General features: G+C 72.1%; 21 protein-coding genes and 1 tRNA gene. 18 read left to right on the top strand and 4 right to left on the bottom strand.

Annotated elements, in window-relative coordinates:
* Window positions 1-116 precede the first annotated feature (116 nt).
* Window positions 117-800: a hypothetical protein gene (locus tag ACFQW6_RS02720; protein ID WP_378540937.1), complete on the bottom strand. Its 684-nt coding sequence runs from the start codon at window positions 798-800 to the stop codon at window positions 117-119.
* 196 nt (window positions 801-996) lie between these two features.
* Here ACFQW6_RS02720 and mfd point away from each other — a divergent pair, with 196 nt between their 5' ends.
* Genes mfd through ACFQW6_RS02705 form a run of 3 tightly spaced genes read left to right on the top strand, consistent with a single transcriptional unit; the run spans window position 997 to window position 5,679 of the window.
* Entirely contained in the window at window positions 997-4,614 is a 3,618-nt protein-coding gene (mfd, locus tag ACFQW6_RS02715) for a transcription-repair coupling factor (RefSeq protein ID WP_378540934.1), read from the top strand.
* Window positions 4,615-4,619: 5 nt separating this feature from the next.
* Entirely contained in the window at window positions 4,620-5,288 is a 669-nt protein-coding gene (locus tag ACFQW6_RS02710; protein WP_378540932.1) for a hypothetical protein, read from the top strand.
* Between the two features lie 4 nt (window positions 5,289-5,292).
* Window positions 5,293-5,679 (top strand): MazG nucleotide pyrophosphohydrolase domain-containing protein, encoded by a 387-nt coding sequence (locus ACFQW6_RS02705; protein ID WP_378540929.1) that lies wholly within the window; start codon window positions 5,293-5,295, stop codon window positions 5,677-5,679.
* Window positions 5,680-5,783: 104 nt separating this feature from the next.
* Here ACFQW6_RS02705 and ACFQW6_RS02700 read toward each other — a convergent pair whose 3' ends face one another.
* On the bottom strand, window positions 5,784-6,698 hold the full coding sequence (locus tag ACFQW6_RS02700; protein WP_378540927.1) for a helix-turn-helix domain-containing protein: 915 nt from the start codon (window positions 6,696-6,698) through the stop codon (window positions 5,784-5,786).
* Between ACFQW6_RS02700 and eno the strand changes: the two genes are divergently transcribed.
* The 9 genes from eno to ACFQW6_RS02655 all read left to right on the top strand — a co-directional run bounded on the left by eno (window position 6,697) and on the right by ACFQW6_RS02655 (window position 13,122).
* Window positions 6,697-7,974, top strand: a complete 1,278-nt coding sequence (gene eno, locus ACFQW6_RS02695; RefSeq protein WP_378540924.1) for a phosphopyruvate hydratase — start codon at window positions 6,697-6,699, stop codon at window positions 7,972-7,974. The two genes, ACFQW6_RS02700 and eno, sit on opposite strands and share 2 nt — an antisense overlap.
* An 18-nt stretch (window positions 7,975-7,992) precedes the next feature.
* The gene (locus ACFQW6_RS02690) at window positions 7,993-8,616 is read left to right on the top strand and encodes a septum formation initiator family protein (RefSeq protein ID WP_378540921.1); all 624 of its coding nucleotides are present in this window, start codon (window positions 7,993-7,995) and stop codon (window positions 8,614-8,616) included.
* 32 nt (window positions 8,617-8,648) lie between these two features.
* Window positions 8,649-9,158, top strand: a complete 510-nt coding sequence (locus ACFQW6_RS02685) for a DUF501 domain-containing protein (RefSeq protein ID WP_378541065.1) — start codon at window positions 8,649-8,651, stop codon at window positions 9,156-9,158.
* A gap of 4 nt (window positions 9,159-9,162) precedes the next feature.
* Window positions 9,163-10,095 (top strand): exopolyphosphatase, encoded by a 933-nt coding sequence (locus ACFQW6_RS02680; RefSeq protein ID WP_378540918.1) that lies wholly within the window; start codon window positions 9,163-9,165, stop codon window positions 10,093-10,095.
* Complete coding sequence (locus ACFQW6_RS02675) at window positions 10,092-10,925, top strand: uracil-DNA glycosylase (RefSeq protein WP_378540915.1); 834 nt, start codon at window positions 10,092-10,094, stop codon at window positions 10,923-10,925. The genes ACFQW6_RS02680 and ACFQW6_RS02675 overlap by 4 nt, the downstream gene beginning before the upstream one ends.
* A 12-nt stretch (window positions 10,926-10,937) precedes the next feature.
* A complete protein-coding gene (locus ACFQW6_RS02670) occupies window positions 10,938-11,456 on the top strand; it encodes a glycine cleavage system protein R (protein WP_378540913.1) in 519 nt (172 codons plus the stop codon).
* A gap of 10 nt (window positions 11,457-11,466) precedes the next feature.
* Entirely contained in the window at window positions 11,467-12,024 is a 558-nt protein-coding gene (gene def, locus ACFQW6_RS02665) for a peptide deformylase (protein WP_378540911.1), read from the top strand.
* 18 nt (window positions 12,025-12,042) lie between these two features.
* Window positions 12,043-12,116 (top strand) — tRNA-Leu (locus tag ACFQW6_RS02660).
* A 154-nt stretch (window positions 12,117-12,270) separates the two neighbouring features.
* Window positions 12,271-13,122: a Bax inhibitor-1/YccA family protein gene (locus ACFQW6_RS02655; RefSeq protein WP_378540908.1), complete on the top strand. Its 852-nt coding sequence runs from the start codon at window positions 12,271-12,273 to the stop codon at window positions 13,120-13,122.
* A gap of 99 nt (window positions 13,123-13,221) precedes the next feature.
* On the opposite strand, the gene ACFQW6_RS02650 is transcribed toward ACFQW6_RS02655, so the two are convergent.
* Window positions 13,222-14,307: an SGNH/GDSL hydrolase family protein gene (locus ACFQW6_RS02650; protein ID WP_378540905.1), complete on the bottom strand. Its 1,086-nt coding sequence runs from the start codon at window positions 14,305-14,307 to the stop codon at window positions 13,222-13,224.
* A 61-nt stretch (window positions 14,308-14,368) separates the two neighbouring features.
* Between ACFQW6_RS02650 and ACFQW6_RS02645 the strand changes: the two genes are divergently transcribed.
* The 5 genes from ACFQW6_RS02645 to ACFQW6_RS02625 are packed head-to-tail and all read left to right on the top strand — an operon-like array spanning window position 14,369 to window position 18,779.
* Complete coding sequence (locus ACFQW6_RS02645) at window positions 14,369-15,787, top strand: cystathionine beta-synthase (RefSeq protein ID WP_378540902.1); 1,419 nt, start codon at window positions 14,369-14,371, stop codon at window positions 15,785-15,787.
* Complete coding sequence (locus ACFQW6_RS02640) at window positions 15,784-16,230, top strand: hypothetical protein (RefSeq protein WP_378540900.1); 447 nt, start codon at window positions 15,784-15,786, stop codon at window positions 16,228-16,230. Before ACFQW6_RS02645 ends, ACFQW6_RS02640 begins: the two co-directional genes overlap by 4 nt.
* 14 nt (window positions 16,231-16,244) lie before the next feature.
* Entirely contained in the window at window positions 16,245-17,024 is a 780-nt protein-coding gene (locus ACFQW6_RS02635; protein ID WP_378540897.1) for a sulfite exporter TauE/SafE family protein, read from the top strand.
* Between the two features lie 55 nt (window positions 17,025-17,079).
* On the top strand, window positions 17,080-18,153 hold the full coding sequence (locus ACFQW6_RS02630) for a YihY/virulence factor BrkB family protein (protein ID WP_378540894.1): 1,074 nt from the start codon (window positions 17,080-17,082) through the stop codon (window positions 18,151-18,153).
* Window positions 18,150-18,779, top strand: coding sequence for a YigZ family protein (locus ACFQW6_RS02625; RefSeq protein WP_378540891.1), 630 nt, complete (start codon window positions 18,150-18,152; stop codon window positions 18,777-18,779). The genes ACFQW6_RS02630 and ACFQW6_RS02625 overlap by 4 nt, the downstream gene beginning before the upstream one ends.
* Here the strand turns inward: ACFQW6_RS02625 and ACFQW6_RS02620 are convergent.
* Entirely contained in the window at window positions 18,769-19,134 is a 366-nt protein-coding gene (locus ACFQW6_RS02620; protein WP_378540889.1) for a YchJ family protein, read from the bottom strand. The two genes, ACFQW6_RS02625 and ACFQW6_RS02620, sit on opposite strands and share 11 nt — an antisense overlap.
* Before the next feature lie 49 nt (window positions 19,135-19,183).
* Here ACFQW6_RS02620 and ACFQW6_RS02615 point away from each other — a divergent pair, with 49 nt between their 5' ends.
* Entirely contained in the window at window positions 19,184-19,726 is a 543-nt protein-coding gene (locus tag ACFQW6_RS02615) for a hypothetical protein (RefSeq protein ID WP_378540887.1), read from the top strand.
* The last annotated feature ends 45 nt before the right edge of the window (window positions 19,727-19,771 follow it).

Here is a 19,771-nt window from a genome sequence, read left to right as displayed (position 1 = left end):
CCTGACGAACGGTAAAGGGTCGAAAGTCGGACCCTGCACGCCCGACGGCCCGGCAGAGCGGGTGCTCTGCCGGGCCGTCGTGGACGTGCGTGAGGTGCCTGAGGTTCCTGGTGGGGTCAGGAGACCCAGGTGCGCCAGCCGAAGCCGTTGGCGAGGTACTTCGCGTCACCCTTGACCGTGAAGGACCAGTACCAGGTGCCGCCGCGGCGGGGCAGCCGGACCTTGTACTTGCCCTTGCTGTCGGTCTTGATCGTCTTCCAGCTCTTGTAGCCCTTCTTCTCCTTCTTGGAGACCTTGATGACGATCTTCTTCTTCGCGTAGCTGGGCGTGACCTTGCCCTTGATCACGAAGCCGGAGCTGGGGCGGGTGATCTTGCGCGCGACGCCGATCGTGAAGGGCGCGGACTCGCTGGCCGTGTAGTTGTCGCCGTAGGTGCCCTGATCGGGGTCGGTGAAGCCGCTGTAGACGACCTTGTAGCTGGTGTTCATCTGCGGCTTGACGTCGTAGAACGACGCGTAGGTGTTCTCCGCGGTGGCGACCGGGACCCATGCGGCCGAGCCGGCCTCCTGGGCCATCAGCGTGACGGTGCCGTCGGTGCTGCCGGGGGAGTAGCCGTCGGAGCTGGACAGGTCGACCGAGACGTAGAAGTCGTCGCCGTACTCGAGCTGGGCGGCGCTGGGCGTCGCGACGATGGAGGTGGTCCAGGTGTCGGCCGCCTGGCTGGGCGCGGCGATGGCGATCGGCGCCAGGCCGAGCAGTCCAGCACTGACGGTGCCGGCGATGAGACGAGTGGTGCGCATGTCCCCGTTGTTCCTCTCAGGAGAAAGTCTTGGCCGCCCGACAACGCCGGGCGTTGAGGTGGTGCTACCCCTGAGCCGCACGGGACAAACCCCTCGTCCCCCGCGCGCCCGTGTCCGGCAGCCCCCGTAGACTTTCATCCTCCCCCACCCCCTCCTCCGCTGGGGGCTCTTCCGCGTGCTCTCGAAGGGATCCCCGGTGCCGTCCACGCCCCTCGCCTCCGTCGCCACGCGCGTCGTCGCCACCCCCACCCTGGGTGGCGCCCTCGCCGACGCGGCGGTGCAGTCCTCCCTCGACCTGACCGGGCCCGGCGCCGTGCGGCCCTTCGTGGTGCACGGACTGGTCGAGCGCGGGCGCACGGTCCTGGCCGTCACCGCGACCTCGCGCGAGGCGGAGGACCTCGTCGAGGAGCTCGCCGACCTCGTCGACCCCGACGCCGTGGCCTACTACCCGAGCTGGGAGACGCTGCCCCACGAGCGCCTCAGCCCCCGCAGCGACACCGTCGGCCGCCGGCTGGCCGTCCTGCGGCGCCTGCGCCACCCCGGCACCGACGCCGCCAACGGTCCGCTCAAGGTCGTCGTCGCGCCCATCCGCAGCCTGCTGCAGCCCCAGGTCGCCGGCCTCGCCGACATCGAGCCGGTCGAGCTGGCCCCGGGCGACACCCGGCCGCTCGACGAGGTCGTGCGCGGCCTGGCCGACGCGGCGTACAGCCGGGTCGACATGGTCGAGCGCCGCGGCGAGTTCGCCGTCCGCGGCGGGATCGTCGACGTGTTCCCGCCGACCGAGGAGCACCCGCTGCGGGTGGAGTTCTGGGGCGACGACGTCGAGGACATCCGCTCGTTCTCCGTCGCCGACCAGCGCACCGTCGACACGGTCGGCCGGCTGTGGGCGCCGCCGTGCCGCGAGCTGCTGCTCACCGACGACGTACGACGCCGCGCCGCGGAGCTGGGCCAGGCGCACCCGCAGCTGCTCGAGCTCACCGACAAGATGGCCGCCGGCATCGCCGTGGAGGGCATGGAGTCGCTCGCGGTCGCGCTGGTCGACTCGATGGAGCTGCTCGTCGACCTGATGCCGGCCGACACCACCGTGCTGGTCCTCGACCCCGAGCGTGCCCGCACCCGCGCGCACGACCTGGTCGCGACGAGCGAGGAGTTCCTGGGCGCCTCGTGGGCGGCGGCCGCCGGTGGCGGGACGGCCCCGATCGACCTCGGCGCGGCGTCCTACCGCGAGATCGCCGACGTCCGGCTCCACGCGCTCGGCCTCGGCCACGCGTGGTGGACGGTCAGCCCGTTCGGCATCGACACGAGCGACGTGCCCGACGCCGGTCCCGACACAGCCACGCTCGGCGCTCGCGACGGCCTTGCGGCCACCGACAGCGGTGCGGTCCCGAGCCGGACCCTGCCCACGCACCCCGCCGAGGCCTACCGCGGCGACCTTCAGCAGGCCGTGGACGACATCCGCGGCTGGATCACCGACGGGCGCGACGTCGTGGTCGTGCACGCCGGGCACGGACCGGCCGAGCGGTTCGTCGAGCTGCTGGGGGAGAACGACATCGCCGCCCGCCTCGTCGAGGAGGGCGACACCGCCGGGCCCAACGTCGTGACCGTGACCTGCGGCCACCTCGTGCACGGCCTCGTCGACGACGAGGCGCAGGTCGCCATCGTCACCGGCGACGACCTGTCGGGGCAGAAGACGTCCACCCGCGACATGCGCAGGATGCCCACCCGGCGCAAGAAGCAGATCGACCCGCTCGAGCTCAAGGCCGGCGACTACGTCGTGCACGAGCAGCACGGCGTCGGCCGCTTCGTGGAGATGAAGCAGCGCGAGATCGGCGGGGCGGTGCGCGAGTACCTCGTCCTGGAGTACGGCCCCAGCAAGCGAGGCGGGCCCAACGACATGCTCTACGTCCCGGCCGACACGCTCGACCAGGTCACCCGATACGTCGGCGGCGAGAACCCCAGCCTGGACCGCCTCGGCGGCGGCGACTGGACGAAGCGCAAGAACAAGGCGCGCCGCGCGGTCCGCGAGATCGCGGCCGAGCTGATCAAGCTGTACGCCGCCCGGCAGGCCACCAAGGGTTTCGCCTACGGCCCCGACACCCCGTGGCAGCGCGAGCTGGAGGACGCCTTCCCGTTCACCGAGACCGTCGACCAGCTCACCACCGTCGACGAGGTCAAGGCCGACATGCGCCAGGTGGTCCCGATGGACCGCCTCGTGTGCGGCGACGTCGGCTACGGCAAGACCGAGATCGCGGTGCGGGCGGCGTTCAAGGCGGTGCAGGACGGCAAGCAGGTCGCGGTGCTGGTCCCCACGACGCTGCTGGTCACCCAGCACATGTCCACCTTCTCCGAGCGGATGTCGGGCTTTCCGGTCGTCATCAAGGGGCTCTCGCGGTTCCAGACCGACAAGGAGGCCAAGGAGGTCATCGCCGGTCTGGCCGACGGATCGGTCGACATCGTCGTGGGCACCCACCGGCTGCTCAACCCCGACATCAAGGTCAAGGACCTCGGCCTGATCATCGTCGACGAGGAGCAGCGCTTCGGCGTCGAGCACAAGGAGCAGATGAAGCGGATGCGCACGTCCGTCGACGTGCTGTCGATGAGCGCGACGCCGATCCCGCGCACCCTCGAGATGGCGGTGACCGGCATCCGCGAGATGTCGACCATCACCACGCCGCCGGAGGAGCGGCACCCCGTCCTCACCTACGTCGGCGCCTACGAGGACCGCCAGGTCGTCGCGGCCGTGCGCCGTGAGCTGCTGCGCGAGGGCCAGGTCTTCTACATCCACAACCGGGTGCAGTCGATCGAGAAGGCCGCCGCGCGCATCCGCGAGCTGGTGCCCGAGGCCCGGGTCGCGACGGCCCACGGCCAGATGGGCGAGCACGCCCTCGAGCGGGTCATGCTCGACTTCTGGGAGAAGCGCTTCGACGTGCTCGTCTGCACGACGATCGTCGAGAGCGGTCTCGACGTGTCCAACGCCAACACGATGATCATCGAGCGCTCCGACACCCTCGGGCTCTCTCAGCTGCACCAGCTGCGCGGTCGCGTCGGCCGCTCGCGGGAGCGCGCCTACGCCTACTTCCTCTACCCGGCGGAGAAGCCGCTGACCGAGACCGCCCACGAGCGGCTCGCGACGCTGGCCCAGCACTCAGACCTCGGCGGGGGCATGGCCATCGCGATGAAGGACCTCGAGATCCGCGGTGCGGGCAACCTGCTCGGTGGCGAGCAGTCGGGTCACATCGCCGACGTCGGCTTCGACCTCTACGTCCGCCTGGTCGGCGAGGCGGTCGCCGACTTCAAGGGCGGCGCCGAGGAGGAGCTCGCCGAGGTCCGCATCGAGCTGCCGGTCGACGCCCACCTCCCGCACGACTACATCCCGAGCGAGCGGTTGCGCCTCGAGATCTACAAGCGGCTGGCCGAGGTGCGCACCGACGCCGACGTCGACGAGGTCCGCGTCGAGCTGCTCGACCGCTACGGCAACCCGCCCGAGGTCGTGGATTCGCTCCTCGTCGTGGCGCGCTTCCGCGCCCGCTGCCGCCAGGCCGGGGTCCGCGAGGTGACGGTGGCCGGCAAGTACGTCCGGTTCGCCCCGGTCGACCTGCCCGAGTCGCGCGTCGTACGCCTCCAGCGGCTGCACCCGAAGAGCGTCGTCAAGGCGCCGGTCAGCACCATCCTCGTGCCGCGGCCGCAGGGGACCGGCTTCCCCGTGCGCCCGGTGGCGGGCGTGGCCCTGCTTGAATGGGCCCGCGCCGTGATCGACGATGTGGTCGACCCGCCCGCACCCGCACCCGCGCCCGCCGCGTCGACCAAGGAGTGACCCCCGTGAGCAAGACCCGCCTGATGACGGCTGCGACGACGGCCATCGCAGGACTGCTGCTGACCGGGTGCGGCAGCGCCAGCCCCGGTGTCGCGGTCAAGGTCGGCGACGAGGAGATCTCGACGCGCCACGTCGACGAGGTGACGACCAACTACTGCACGGCGGTCGGCGACCTCGAGTCCGCGGTGCCGATGGGCTTCGTGCGCCAGTACGTCGTCCAGCTGCTGACGCTGCGCTCGCAGGCCTCGCAGATCGCCGACGACTACGGCGTGGAGCCGGGCACGACCTACATGAACGACGTCGCCCAGCGGCAGGACACGGCGAGCACCCAGCCCGAGGAGGTCCAGGACGACTACGTCGAGCTGGCCTCGACGTCGGCCTACGCCCAGGACATTCTCGACCAGGTCGGCCGGATCGTGCTGGAGGACCAGGGCGTCACGGAGCCGACGGCCGAGCAGACCACCCAGGCCGGCATCGACGTGTTCAACCAGTGGCCCAACACCCACGACCTCGAGATCGACCCCCGCTACGGCCTGCGCAGCGTCGACGGCGTGCTGTCCCCGGTCGACACCAGCACCTCGGTCGCGGTCGGCGACACCGCCAAGGCCGGCATGTCGACCGAGCCCGACCCGGCCTTCGCCGAGACGCTGCCGGTCAACCACCGCTGCGGCTGAGGCCATGACCGCCCCGCTGCGCAGGAGCTCAGCCCTGGAGGACTTCGCCGACCAGATGCGGGTGCTCCAGCGCGAGTGCGCGTGGAAGCGGGAGCAGACCCACACCTCGCTGATCCCCTACGTGCGCGAGGAGGCCGAGGAGGTCGTCGAGGCGATCGAGTCGGGCGACCCGGCCGCGTTGTGCGACGAGCTGGGCGACCTGCTGCTGCAGGTCGTCATCCACGCGGTCATCGCGGAGGAGGCGGGCGACTTCACGCTCGACGACGTGGCCCGCGGGGTCATCGCGAAGATGGAGCGGCGCAACCCCCACGTCTTCGGCGACGCGGTGGCCACCACCGTCGACGAGGTGATGGCGTTGTACAACGAGGCCAAGGCGGCCGAGAAAGCCTGAGAGCAACGGCCCCGGACCGGTGCACCATGCAGGCAGCTCGGCGCCGGCAGCCGAGGCGTTGAGCGTGGGAGCCCGCGTCGCCCACGCGAACTGCCTTCGTGGTGTCAGTCGAAGTCCCCGGCCTCGCACTCGCCCAGCCGCATCCGTGCGAGCGACACCAGCCCCTCGGCGTCGGTGACGACGTCCCGCACCAGCTGTCCGAACGACACCGTGGTCGGGTCGGGGGAGAACGCGTCCACGAAGGCCTCGTCGAACCGGCCTGTCGCGCCCAGGAGTGCGACGCAACCGACGAAGTCCGGCCCCACCCGCTCCAGACGGCCGTGGAGGTCGTGCAGCTCGGCTGCGTCCTCCGCCGGGTCGGGGCTCGCCACGTCGTGGACGAGCGCGGTGAACGTCTCCATCCTCGTCACGCTGCCGGCCAGCGCGGAGCGCAGGCTCCCTCCTCCGGCCGGGCGGTCGAGCTCGGTCTCGGGCACCTGGCCGGCCCGCTCGGCGAGCGTGCGCACGAGGTGCACGTGGTGCTCCGCCATCTCGACGATCAGGTCCACCGGGTCCATCCGGCTGCGCGCCGGCAGCCGGACGCCGAGGGGCGGGTGGAAGTGGGCGTCACCGGGCGCGTCGATCGCCCACGACGTGGGATCGGCCCGCCACTGCGATGGCAGGGCGCCGAGCTCGCGGCGGAACGCGCGGCTGAAGACGTCGTAGCCGCGGAACCCGCACTCGGCTGCGATGGCCTGGAGGGGGCGGTCGGTGGTGGCCACCAGGTGGGCCGCTCGCTCGAGGAGCAGACGGTCCCGGAAGCGCTCCGGCGACTCGCCCGCCATCGCGTGTCGCAGCCGCCCGCCCGGCGGGTCGGTCTCGTCGGCTGTCGCCCGGGCGACGAAGGCGCGGAGCAGGTCGGCGGGGGCGGGCACCCGGCGCACGCTAGTCGCACCCACGGACACCCGGGCGACGTCGGCGTACGACGTGGCTAGGCTGGCTGCCGACCCCGAGACGTCCCCCTTCAGGAGCTCTGCCATGTCGATCATCTCTGCCGTCGGTGCCCGCGAAATCCTCGACTCGCGCGGCAACCCCACCGTCGAGGTGGAGGTGTTGCTGGACGACGGAGCGTTCGGCCGTGCGGCCGTGCCCAGCGGCGCCTCGACCGGCGCCTTCGAGGCGGTGGAGCTGCGCGACGGCGGCAAGCGCTACCTCGGCAAGGGCGTGCAGAAGGCCGTCGACGGTGTCATCGACTCCATCGCCGGTGCGGTCGTCGGGCTCGACGCCGACGACCAGCGCCTCGTCGACCAGACGATGCTCGACCTCGACGGCACGGCCAACAAGGCCAAGCTGGGCGCCAACGCCATCCTCGGCGTCTCCCTCGCGACCGCCAAGGCCGCCGCCGAGTCGGCCGGGCTGCCGCTGTTCCGCTACGTCGGCGGTCCCAACGCCCACCTGCTGCCCGTGCCGATGATGAACATCGTCAACGGCGGCGCGCACGCCGACTCCAACGTCGACGTCCAGGAGTTCATGATCGCGCCGATCGGCGCCCCGACCTTCCGCGAGGCCCTCCAGCAGGGGGCCGAGGTCTACCACGCCCTCAAGTCGGTGCTGAAGAAGAAGGGCCTGTCGACCGGCCTGGGCGACGAGGGTGGCTTCGCCCCGGACCTCGAGAGCAACCGCGCCGCGCTCGACCTGATCGCCGAGGCCGTCAAGGCCGCCGGCTTCACCCTCGGCAAGGACATCGCGCTCGCGATGGACGTCGCCGCGAGCGAGTTCTTCGAGAAGGGCTCCTACACCTTCGAGGGCAAGAAGGTGACGACCGACGCGATGGTCGACTACTACGCCGACCTCGTCGCCAACTACCCGATCGTCTCCATCGAGGACCCGCTCGACGAGGAGGACTGGGACGGCTGGAAGGCGATCACCGACGCCCTCGGCACGCAGGCCCAGCTGGTGGGTGACGACCTCTTCGTCACCAACGTCGAGCGCCTGCAGCGCGGCATCGACGGCGGGCAGGGCAACGCGATGCTGGTCAAGGTCAACCAGATCGGCTCGCTCACCGAGACCCTCGACGCCGTCGAGCTCGCTCACCGCGCCGGCTTCCGCAACATGATGAGCCACCGCTCCGGCGAGACCGAGGACACCACGATCGCCGACCTCGCCGTGGCCACCAACTGCGGCCAGATCAAGACCGGTGCACCGGCTCGTTCGGACCGCGTCGCGAAGTACAACCAGCTCCTGCGCATCGAGGACGAGCTGGGTGACGCGGCTCGCTACGCCGGCCGGGGTGCCTTCCCGCGATTCGGCGGCTGAGCAGGCACACTTGCCTGCATGCCTTCCCAGCGCCGCACTCCTCGGGGCGGGCCCGGCGGATCGCGCGGCCCGCGGCAGGGCTCCAGCACGCACCCCGGCGCCCGCGGCTCACGGCCGCGGGCAGCCGGGACGCGTACGACGTCCGCGCGCCCCGCTGAGCCGGTCCCCGCGGCGTCGCGTGCCGCCGCCCCACGCAGCGGGGCGCGTCGGCCCCGCTTCACGGGCCGTGCCGCGGTGCTGGTGCTGGTGCTCGCCGTGCTGACCGTGTCCTACGCGTCGTCCCTGCGGGCCTACCTGCAGCAGCGGTCCCACATCGGCGACCTCAAGGTGCAGATCGCCGAGCGCGAGGCGAGCATCAACGACCTCGAACGCGAGAAGAAGCGCTGGGACGACCCGGCCTACGTCAAGGCGCAGGCTCGTGCACGGTTCGGGTACCTGATGCCCGGTGAGGCCGGCTTCGAGGTGATCGGTCCCGACGGCGAGCCGCTCGAGGCGCAGGCCTCGCTGAACGACCCGGACGACGTGATCAAGACCGTGCCCACGGCCTGGTGGACGTCGGCGTGGGAGTCGATGGAGCTCGCCGGCAACCCGCCCCCGCCCGAGGAGGAGCCGGTCGACCTCGTCGACGGGACGAAGCAGTGAGCGACGACCAGACCCCTCGCGACAACCCCCGCATCGACGCAGCCGACGAGGCCGTGATCCGCGCCCAACTCAAGCGGCGGCCCCGCGGCATCGACTCGATCGGCCACCGGTGCCCCTGCGGCAACCCCGACGTCGTGACCACCGAGCCGCGGCTGCCCAACGGCACGCCGTTCCCGACGACCTTCTACCTCACCTGCCCCCGAGCGGCGTCCCGCATCGGCACCCTCGAGGGCACCCACGTGATGAAGGAGATGCAGGAGCGTCTCGGCACCGACGAGGAGCTCGCGGCGGCCTACCGCGCGGCGCACGAGCGCTACCTGGAGGTCCGCGCCGAGGTGGGGGAGCGGGCCGGCCTCGACGTCCCCGAGATCGAGGGCATCAGCGCGGGTGGCATGCCCGACCGGGTCAAGTGCCTCCACGTCCTCGCCGGGCAGTCGCTCGCCATGGGTCGCGGGGTCAACCCGCTCGGCGACGAGGTCCTGGACCGGCTCGGTGACTGGTGGGCGTCGGGTCCGTGCGTCGAGCCGCCGCCTGCACAATGAGCGGATGAGCAACCCCGAGACGACCGTCGCGGCCATCGACTGCGGGACCAACTCGATCAAGATCCTGATCGGCACCGTGCGCGACGACGGCCAGCTCGACGTGGCGCTGCGCGACTCCCGCGTCGTACGCCTCGGGCAGGGCGTCGACCGCACGGGCGTGCTGGCCGACGAGGCGCTGGAGCGCACCTTCGCGGCGATCGACGAGCTCGCCGGACTGCTCCGCGAGCACGGCGTCCCGCCCGAGCGGGTCCGGTTCTGCGCGACGTCGGCGACGCGCGACGCGAGCAACGCGGCCGTCTTCGCCGAGGGCGTACGCCGTCGCCTGGGCATCGAGCCGGAGGTGCTGTCCGGCGACGAGGAGGCCGCGCTGGTCTACGCCGGCGCGATCACCGCGCAGGTCCCGATGCCGCCGGAGCCGGTGCTCGTCGTCGACATCGGCGGCGGGTCGACCGAGCTGGTGCTGGGGCACGGCGAGGACCGGCAGTCGGTGTCCATGGACATCGGGTCCGTGCGCCTCCACGAGCGCCACCTCCACGCCGACCCGCCGACCGCCGCGGAGGTCGCGGCGTGCGTGGCCGACATCGACCGGCACCTCGACGACTCCCGGATCCCGCTCGACCGTGCCCGCACCGTCATCGGCACCTCCGGCACGATCAAGACGATCGCGTGCGGGGTCCTGGGCCTGGCCTCCTACGACCGCGAGGCCTTCGACCGGGCTGTGCTGCCCAACGCCGCCACCGCCTCCTTCGTCGACGACCTGCTCGCGCTGACGGTCCGGGAGCGGCGGGCGCTGCCCTACATGCACCCCGGACGCGCCGACGTCATCGGCGCGGGCGCCCTCATCTGGACCCGGATCCTGGACCGGGTGCCCGTGATCGAGCACGTCGTCTCGGAGGCCGACATCCTCCACGGCATGGCCGCCGCGATCGCCCGATGAGCGACCCGGTCCTCCTCCCGCACCCGGTCGTGGGAGGCGCGTTCACCAGCCCGGTGGCGCCCGGCACCGGCTGGCCCGACGACCCGGCGGCCGCGGAGACCCCGGTCGCGCGCGACGCCGACGACGTACGACGACTCGCCCGCGGCGTGCCGCTGGCCGAGCTCGACGCCCGGGTGAGCGTGTGCTCGGCGTGCCCGCGGCTGGTGGCGTGGCGCGAGGGCGTGGCCGTCGACAAGCGGGCGTCCTTCGCCGACCAGCCCTACTGGGGCCGCCCGATCCCGGGCTGGGGCGACCCCGAGCCCTCGCTGCTAATCGTCGGGCTGGCGCCCGCCGCCAACGGCGGCAACCGCACCGGGCGGATCTTCACCGGCGACCCGAGCGCGGACTGGCTCTTCGCGAGCCTGCACCGCACCGGCTGGGCGGTGCAGGAGACCAGCCACCACGCGGGCGACGGCCAGCGCCTCGTCGACGCGCGGATGGTCGCGACCGTGCGCTGCGCGCCGCCGGAGAACAAGCCCACCGCGGTGGAGCGCGACACGTGCGCCCCGTGGATCGCCGCGGAGCTGGCCCTGCTGCCCACGGTGCGGGTCGTCGTCGCGCTCGGCTCGTTCGGCTGGGACGGCGCCGTGCGCTCGCTGGTCGCCGCGGGGGCGCACGCGCCGTCGACACGGCCGAAGTTCGGCCACGGCGCGGAGGTCGCGCTGGGCGACGTCACGCTGGTCGGCTGCTACCACCCCTCGCCGCACAACACCTACACCCGGCGCCTGACGCGGGAGATGACGGACGACGTCTTCGTGCGGGCGAGGGCGCTGACCGGCTCGACCCTCTGAGAAACTGGCCCGGTGACCCTCCACGCCATCACCGTCCTCGGCCACGACCGTCCCGGCATCATCGCCGAGGCCACCGGCAGGCTCGCCGGGCTGGGCCTCAACCTCGAGGACTCGACGATGACCCTGCTGCGGGGTCACTTCGCGATGATGCTGGTGTGCGAGGGGTCGGCTGACGACGCCGAGATCCAGCAGGCCCTGGCGCCGCTCACCGCCGACGGCAGCCTCACCGTGACCGTCCGCGAGGTGCCTGCCGAGCGCACGGCGGCCAGCGACGCGACGGCGTGGGTGCTGTCGGTGCACGGCGGCGACCGCCCCGGCATCGTGTCCGCCGTCGTCGCGGTGATCGCGGGCGTCGGCGGCAACATCACCGACCTCACCACCCGCCTGGCCGGTGACCTCTACCTCCTCGTCGCCGAGGTCGACCTCCCGGCCGGGACCGACGTAGCCGGCGTCGAGGCCGAGCTGTCCCGCGTCGCCGCCGACCTCGGTGTCGGCGTCACGCTGCGTCCCGCCGACACCGACGAGCTCTGAGCGCGCCCGCATGAGCCTCAACCCCCGGGTCCTGGAGTGGACCGACACCGACCTCGGCGTGGCCGGGGAGCTGCGCGAGGTCGTCCGCGCCCCTGCCGCCGTGCTGTCGACGCTCGGCGAGACGGTCGACCCCACGTCGCCGGACGTCGTACGCCTCGCGGCCGACCTGGTCGCCACCATGCGCGTCTCGCCCGGCTGCGTCGGGCTCGCCGCGCCGCAGGTCGGGGTGGGCGCCAAGGTGTTCTGCGTCGACGTGTCCGAGCACCCCAAGACTCGCGAGCACCACGGCACCTTCGTGCTGTGCAACGCCGAGGTCGTCTCCGGCACCCGCAACGAGAAGGCGCGCGAGGGCTGCATGTCGGTCCCCGACCTCACCGGCGACGTGAAGCGTCCCAGCCGCATCGTCGTACGCGGCCAGCTGCCCGGCACCGGCGAGGAGGTCGAGCTCGAGGCCGAGGCCTTCGAGGCGCGGGCGCTGCAGCACGAGATCGACCACTGCGACGGGCTGCTCTTCCTTGACCGCACGGCCGGCGCGCACGCCGTCTACGCTCGCAGGACGTACCTCTGAGCTGGCTCCGAGGTCACCGCCCCGGTATCCCAACCGGTAGAGGAAGCGGTCTTAAAAACCGCACAGTCTGGGTTCGAACCCCAGCCGGGGCACATCCTGAGAAGTTGCTGTGACGGGAACAGCGCGCCCGCCGCCCACGTTTGAACACATGCCACCCCGGCTAGAGTGGGATGGACACGACAGGCGTCGTCACCGCGACGACGTCGACCCTCCGGAACCTCCGGAGGCGGCCTCCAAGGAGAGACCATGAAAAGCAACAACCCCGTCTTCGCCCGTTCCGAGGAGTTCAACCGAGCCTCCTCCAACGCCTACGGCAACCAGACCTACGCCGCCGGCGGCTCGTCCTACCCCGGCTACGGCGACGCCGGCACCGACCCCTCGACCTGGGGCACCGGCACGCCCGGCCAGGTGGACCAGGGCCGGATGACGGTCGACTCGGTGGTCCAGAAGACAGCCATCTCCGTCGCCCTCGTCTTTGCCGCTGCCTTCGCCACCTGGTGGTGGATCGGTGACGTCAGCGACACCGCCGACCTCGGCCGGATCGGCCTGCTCGCGATGGTCGGTGCCGGTGGCGCGTTCCTGCTCTCGCTGGTGAACTCGTTCAAGCGCGTCATCAGCCCGGCTCTGGTGATGGCGTTCGCCCTCGCCGAAGGTGTGGCGCTCGGCGCGATCAGCGCGCTGTTCGAGGCCCAGTACCCCGGCATCGTGATGAGCGCCGTCCTCGGCACGTTCGCTGCCTTCGCCGGCACCCTCGCGGTCTACAAGTTCCTCGACATCAAGGTCGGCGACAAGTTCCGCCGCGGCGTCATCGCCGGCATGTTCGGCATGGTGGGCCTCGGCCTGCTGTCGCTGGTGCTGAGCCTCTTCGGCGTCCAGTCGCCGCTCTACGGCAACGGCCCGATCGGCTTCCTCTTCGCGCTCGCCGGCCTCGTGCTCGGTGTGTTCATGCTGATCCTCGACTTCGACTTCGTGGAGAACGGCGTCGCCGCCGGCCTTCCCGAGCGCGAGTCGTGGCGCGCGGCCTTCGGCCTCACCGTCAGCCTGGTCTGGATCTACACCAACCTGCTCCGGATCCTCGCGATCATGCGTGGCGACTGACCCAGCTGGTCCACTGATCCACTCCGCCGGCCCGCTCGAGCTCAGCTCGGGCGGGCCGGCGGCATGTCGGGGGACCGGTGCCCCCGGCGAGGACCTGCCTCACTCACCGCCGACCGGAGCACCGGTCGCAGTGGTGGCGGGATCGGTGGGATCGGCGGATTCGGCTGGGTCGGCCGAGACGGCGTCCTCGTGCTCGCCGGGCGACTCGGCGTCCGTGGACGGCCGGCGACGGCGGTGGCGGAGCTCGACCCAGCGGCCGCGGAGGCCGCGCTGGGTGCCGCCGACCTCGGTGCCGTCGACCTCGGTGCCGGGCGTACGAGCGGCGCGGACCGCCGCGGCCGCGACCGGGAGGATGCCCTCGCGGCGGCGCGGCTCGGGCAGCGCCTCGTCCTCGGGCAGCAGGTCGAGGGCTGCGAGGCAGGAGGGGATCATCACCGACGCGAGCTGCTTGTAGCCGTCGGCCGAGGGGTGGAAGCGGTCCGGCCCGAACAGCAGGGCCGGTGCCGCGTCGAACTCGGGACCGAGGATGTCACCGAGCGAGATCGACCGGCCGCCGTTCTCGACGACGGTGATGGTCTGCGCGGCCGCCAGGCGGCGCGACCACTCGCGCGCCACCTGCTTGAGCGGCTGCGGGATCGGCCGGATCGTGCCGAGGTCGGGGCAGGTGCCGACCACGACCGCCACGCCCTGCTCGCGCAGGCGGCGTACGCCCTCGGCGAGGTGGCGCACCGACGCGGACGGCAGCACGCTGTGGGTGACGTCGTTGGCGCCGATCAGCACGACGGCGAGGTCGGGATGGGTGCCGAGGGCGGCGTCGACCTGCTCGGCCAGCGCGCTCGACTGCGCCCCGACGACGGCGAACGACCGCAGGTGCACCCGGCGGTCGGCCTGCGCGGCGACGCCTGTGGCGAGGTGGGCGCCGGTCGTCTCCTCGACGCGGTCCACGCCGTAGCCGGCCGCGCTGGAGTCGCCGAGCAGGGCGATGCGGATCGCCGGTCCCGGCCGGCCGCGGCCGTACCAGCCCGTCGCCTGCGGAGGTACGTCGTTTGCGTTGCCGATCAGCCGCCGTGCGATCTTCGCCTCGGCGACCAGGACCCCGTAGAGCCCGGCCCCCAGGACGGAGAGTCCGCCGCCGCCGAGGGCCGCGGCCGATGCCAGCTTGCGTGCTGCTCCTGTCGCCCCCACGCCCCGATGCTACGCAACCGGCAGTGAGGGCTCCGGGCGGGTGGACGGCTAGATTGGCCGGGTGCAGTACGTGAACTCGCTCCTCGACCTGATCGGCAACACCCCGCTCGTCCGGCTCAGCCGGACCCTCGACCTCCCCGGGGGAGACGGGGAAGCCGGGCCAGACGCCCCGCTGGTGCTGGCGAAGGTGGAGTACCTGAACCCCGGCGGGTCGGTGAAGGACCGCATCGCCAGCCGGATGATCGAGGCCGCGGAGGCGTCGGGCGCGCTCCAGCCCGGCGGCACGATCGTGGAGCCGACCTCCGGCAACACCGGTGTCGGTCTGGCCATGGTGGCCCAGCAGAAGGGCTACACGTGCGTCTTCGTGTGCCCCGACAAGGTCAGCGAGGACAAGCGCAACGTGCTCAAGGCCTACGGTGCCGAGGTCGTGGTCTGCCCGACGGCCGTCGCACCGGAGCACCCGGACTCCTACTACAACGTCAGCGACCGGCTCTCCAAGGAGCCCGGCGCGTGGAAGCCCGACCAGTACTCCAACCCCCACAACCCCCGCTCCCACTACGAGACCACCGGTCCGGAGATCTGGGAGCAGACCGAGGGGAAGATCACCCACTTCGTCACGGGCATGGGCACCGGCGGCACGATCAGCGGCGTCGGGCGCTACCTCAAGGAGCAGGCCGCCCTTGCTGGGACTGACGTCCAGGTCATCGGTGCCGACCCGGCCGGCTCGGTCTACTCCGGCGGCACCGGCCGCCCCTACCTCGTCGAGGGCGTCGGCGAGGACTTCTGGCCCGAGACCTACGACCGGTCCGTGGCCGACCGCGTCATCGAGGTCTCCGACGCCGACTCCTTCGCCTTCACCCGTCGCCTCGCGCGCGAGGAGGCCATGCTGGTCGGCGGCTCTGCCGGCATGGCGGCCTTCGCCGCCCGTCAGGTCGCCCACGAGCTCGCCGCCGAGGGACGCTCCGACGCCGTGGTCGTCGTCCTGCTGCCCGACTCCGGGCGCGGCTACCTCACCAAGGTCTTCAACGACGAGTGGCTCGGCCAGTACGGCTTCGCCACCGGCGGGCAGGCCGACCACCGCACCGTCGGCGAGGTGCTGCGCGGCAAGTCGGGCCAGCTGCCCGACCTCGTGCACACCCACCCCGGCGAGACGATCGCCGAAGCCGTCCACATCCTCCAGGAGTACGGCGTCAGCCAGATGCCCGTTGTCCGCGCCGAGCCGCCGATCGTGGCCGCCGAGGTCGCGGGCTCGGTGTCCGAGCGCACGCTCCTCGACGCGCTCTTCGCCGGTCACGCCAAGCTGACCGACCAGGTCGAGGACCACATGTCGGAGGCGCTGCCGACCATCGGCTCGACCGAGGCCGCGGCCGACGCGGTGTCACTGCTCGAGCACGCCGACGCGGTGCTGGTCCAGGAGGACGGCAAGCCCATCGGCGTGCTGACCCGGCAGGACCTGCTGACCTTCGTGGCCGCCTCGTGAGGCGCCCCACCACGCGGCTGGCCACGGGCCTGGTGGCGCTCGCCTGCCTCGGCGCCCTCGGGGCCTGCAGCAGCGACGACGCCAGCACCAGCACCAGCAAGGACCCCGTCGAGGTGGAGGTGGGCAAGGCCTTCACCTGGAACGGCTTCGACGTCGAGGACGGGTGGGAGCTCAAGGGCATCAAGCGCTCGGCCGGCCTGGAGGAGGTCACCACGCCCGAGGTGAAGGGCACGATCACCAACGCCTCCGACGAGGAGCGGGTCGCGCTCTTCGAGATGGTGTTCTCCACCGACGGCTCGCCGGTCGCGACGCTCAGCTGCTCCGCCCCGAGCATGGTCGCCGACCAGTCCCAGCAGTTCATCTGCCCGGGCCTCAGCACCACGATGCCTGAGGACTACGACGCAGTCGTGGTCCAGGAGTTCCGCCGCGACACGTCCAGCTGACGTGGGACTCCGACATGGGTGACCTCTCCGGGGAGGTCGTCCTCTTCCTCGTGCTGGCGGCACTGGCTGCGGGCTTCGTCGACGCGGTGGTCGGCGGCGGCGGGCTGATCCAGCTGCCCGCGCTGCTGCTGGGCCTGCCGGGCGCGTCGGTGGTGCAGATCGCCGCGACGAACAAGCTGGCGTCGTTCTGCGGCACGTCGATCAGCGCGGCGACGTACGTCCGTCGCATCCACCCCGACCCCCGCACCTTCCTGCCGCTGATGCTCGCTGCCGGGCTGGGATCGGTCGGCGGAGCCCTCGTCGCCTCGATGCTGCCGCGCAGCGCCTTCGACCCCATCATCCTGGTCGTGCTCGTGGTCGTCGGCGCCTACGTGTGGTTCAAGCCGAGCGTCGGCCAGCTCACCAACCTGCGGTTCCAGGGCGGCAAGCACGTCACCGTGGTGGTGCTCACCGGCCTGACGATCGGGTTCTACGACGGTGCGATCGGACCGGGCACGGGCTCCTTCTTCGTCTTCGCGCTGGTCGGCCTGCTCGGCTACAACTTTCTCGAGGCCTCCGCCAAGGCCAAGCTCGCCAACTGGGCGACCAACCTGGCGGCGCTGGCGGTGTTCGTGCCGCAGGGCGCGGTCATCTGGCAGCTGGCCCTGCCGATGGCAGCGGCCAACATCACCGGCGGCTACCTCGGCGCGCGGCTCGCGGTGGCGCGCGGCGCAGGCTTCGTGCGGGTGTTCTTCCTGGTCGTCGTCGCCGGCTTCGTCGTACGACTCGGCGGACAGCTGGTCGGGTGGTGGTGACGGCATGCGGCCTGCGGTCCGGGGGACGAGCCCGTCCGGGCGGTAGCCTCCACTCGTGGCAGCGGTCTCGGCAGTCGACGGGTTCCAGCGTCGTCATCGCGTCCTCGGCTTCCCGATCGCCGTCGTCTACAAGTACTTCGACGACCAGGGGCCCTACCTCGCGTCGGCGCTGACCTACTACGCCTTCATCGCGATCTTCCCGCTGATGCTGCTGGGCACCTCGATCCTCGGCCTCATCCTTCGCGGCGAGCCCCAGTGGCAGGAGCAGATCCTCGACTCCGCCCTCGCCCAGTTCCCGATCATCGGTGACGAGCTGGGGCGGCCCGACGGTCTGCAGGGATCGGTGACCGGTGTGGTGATCGGTGCGCTCGCGGCGCTCTACGGCGCGATGGGGCTGGGACAGGCGCTGCAGAACACCCAGCACGTCGCGTGGTCGGTGCCGCGCAACAGCCGCCCCAACCCCTTCTACGCCCGGTTGAAGACCCTCGGCCTGCTCGTGACAGGCGGGTTCTCGCTCCTGGCGGTCTCGATCGTCTCCACCGTCGCCAGCACCACCGACCTGTTCGGCGAGGCGCTCGACCAGGGCCTGAAGCTGTTGCTCCCGCTGATCACCGTCGTCGTCGTCGGCACCTTCCTCACCCTGCTCTTCCGGTTCGCCGCCACCGCCCAGCACTCGTTCGTGCGAGCTGCGCCGGGCGGCTACGCGCTGGCGGTGATGTGGCAGGTGCTGCAGCTCGGCGGAGCGGCGTACGTCGACCGCGTGCTGGTCAACACCTCCTCGATGACCAAGACCTTCGGCCTGGTCCTCGGGCTCATCGGCTTCCTGTGGATCGGTGCGGTGATGGCGGTCCTGGCGACCGAGATCAACGTCGTGCTGGCTCGTCGCCTCTGGCCCCGTGCCCTCCTCACGCCGTTCACCGACAACGTCGTGCTGACCGAGGCCGATCGCCGCGCCTACGCCTCCTATGCGCGGATGCAGCGGCACAAGGGCTTCGAGAAGGTGGTGGTGCGCTGGGAGCCCGGCCCGTTGGAGCGGGACGCCGACGAGCTGCCCGCACCGCCGGACGCGGTGGACGAGCCCGCCGCACCGCCGGACGCGGTGGACGAGCCCTCGCAGCGCCCGGCGTGACGGCGTACCTCACCATCGCCCGTGACGCGACCGCCGAGGTCGAGGACCGCGGGTCGCGCTTCCTGTGCACGCTGCGCCGGGTCGCGACCGAGGACGACGCACGTGCCCTCGTCGCCGCGTTGCGGCGCGAGCACTGGGACGCCCGGCACCACTGCTCGGCCTTCGTGCTGGGAGCGGACCGTGCGGTCCAGCGCTCGTCCGACGACGGCGAGCCGGCGGGCACCGCCGGGGCCCCGATGCTCGACGTGCTGCGTGGTGCCGGGTTGAGCGACGTCGCCGCCGTGGTCACGCGCTGGTTCGGCGGCACCCTGCTCGGAGCCGGTGGCCTGGTGCGGGCCTACGGTGACGCCGTCCGCGGAGCGGTGGCGGAGGCCGGGTCGTTGCGTCGCTCGCTGCTCACCGAGCTCGCCCTGGACCTCGACCACGCCGACGCGGGCCGCGTCGAGGGGGAGCTGCGGTCGCGCGGTGCCGTGGTGCTCGACGTGACGTACGACGCCCGCGTGCGGCTGCTGCTCGCGGCCGCCCCGGAGGGGGTGGAGCGGCTCGACGAGCTGGTCGCCGCAGCGACCGGCGGGCGGTCCCGCGCGACCCCGGTGGGGGAGCGCTGGGTGGACGTCACCGACTGATGTCGCCGTCGACCTCGCCGTCGACGTAGACCCACCGGCCGGCGCGCTGCTCGAACCGGCTCACCTCGTGCAGGGCGCCGCCCTCCCAGCTCGCGACGAACTCCACGGTGTCGGCCTCGGCGGCGAGGATCCGCAGCCCGGTCCACCGCGTGCCCGGGTCGGGGCGTACGTCGTCGGGCCGGGTGCGCGGGTGCCATGTGCGGAAGAGGTGGTCGGCGTTCCCGGTGACGAAGGCGGTGTAGCGCGAGCGCATCAGCTGCTCCGGCGTCGTCGCCTGCGCCACGTTGGCGAGCAGCGGGCCGCAGCAGGCGTCGTACGGCTGGTCGCTGCCGCACGGGCACGGGGTGGACAGCACGAGGTGACGATACTGGCGCCGTTTGTGTTGCGATGTAAGCATGTAATGCATGAAGAACAATGAGAGCCGTCGCGGTCGCCGCGGCGGGTGGCAGGTCGCCGACCTGCCGGACGCCACTGACGCGTCCGAGTGGTTCCACGGGCGACTGCCCGAGGCATGGTTCAGCGCCGTCGACGTCACCGTCGACCGCGAGGAGATCCTGGTCGTCGGCACGCTCGCCGGCACCGACGACGTCAACGGGGCCGAGGCGGAGGGCCGCATCGGCCGCTTCCGGTCCGAGACCAAGGCCGAGCGCATCGAGATCGCCCTCGAGGCCCAGGCCCGCTACGAGCGCAAGGTGTCCTGGGGGGTGCGGCTCGGCGACACCGAGGCGCTGTTCACCCACGTCGCCGCGCCGGTGATGACCCGGCTGCGCCAGCCGGAGCGCCGGGTGCTCGACACGCTCGTCGACGCCGGGGTCGCCCGGTCGCGCTCCGACGCCCTCGCATGGTCGGTGCGGCTGGTCGGCCAGCACGCCGACGAGTGGCTCGGCCAGCTGCGAGATGCGATGGGGGAGGTCGACAAGCTCCGCGGCGAGGGCCCGTCGCTCTGACCCCACGACGGTAGACGCGCGGACAGAACCCTCGGCTCGGCCGCT

Source organism: Nocardioides sp. GCM10028917 (assembly GCF_042666175.1).
Classification (GTDB): Bacteria; Actinomycetota; Actinomycetes; order Propionibacteriales; family Nocardioidaceae; genus Nocardioides.
This window is presented reverse-complemented; position numbering and strand designations above follow the sequence as displayed.

What these genes read in the sequence shown, in the direction of transcription:
- ACFQW6_RS02635 (WP_378540897.1), top strand. Translation starts at nt 16,245, where the DNA reads ATGGGTGACCTCTCCGGGGAGGTCGTCCTCTTCCTCGTGCTGGCGGCA.
- eno (WP_378540924.1), top strand. Translation starts at nt 6,697, where the DNA reads ATGTCGATCATCTCTGCCGTCGGTGCCCGCGAAATCCTCGACTCGCGC.
- ACFQW6_RS02675 (WP_378540915.1), top strand. Translation starts at nt 10,092, where the DNA reads ATGAGCGACCCGGTCCTCCTCCCGCACCCGGTCGTGGGAGGCGCGTTC.
- ACFQW6_RS02615 (WP_378540887.1), top strand. Translation starts at nt 19,184, where the DNA reads ATGAAGAACAATGAGAGCCGTCGCGGTCGCCGCGGCGGGTGGCAGGTC.
- ACFQW6_RS02705 (WP_378540929.1), top strand. Translation starts at nt 5,293, where the DNA reads ATGACCGCCCCGCTGCGCAGGAGCTCAGCCCTGGAGGACTTCGCCGAC.
- def (WP_378540911.1), top strand. Translation starts at nt 11,467, where the DNA reads ATGAGCCTCAACCCCCGGGTCCTGGAGTGGACCGACACCGACCTCGGC.
- ACFQW6_RS02690 (WP_378540921.1), top strand. Translation starts at nt 7,993, where the DNA reads ATGCCTTCCCAGCGCCGCACTCCTCGGGGCGGGCCCGGCGGATCGCGC.
- ACFQW6_RS02720 (WP_378540937.1), bottom strand. Translation starts at nt 800, where the DNA reads ATGCGCACCACTCGTCTCATCGCCGGCACCGTCAGTGCTGGACTGCTC.
- ACFQW6_RS02680 (WP_378540918.1), top strand. Translation starts at nt 9,163, where the DNA reads ATGAGCAACCCCGAGACGACCGTCGCGGCCATCGACTGCGGGACCAAC.
- ACFQW6_RS02655 (WP_378540908.1), top strand. Translation starts at nt 12,271, where the DNA reads ATGAAAAGCAACAACCCCGTCTTCGCCCGTTCCGAGGAGTTCAACCGA.
- ACFQW6_RS02700 (WP_378540927.1), bottom strand. Translation starts at nt 6,698, where the DNA reads ATGGCAGAGCTCCTGAAGGGGGACGTCTCGGGGTCGGCAGCCAGCCTA.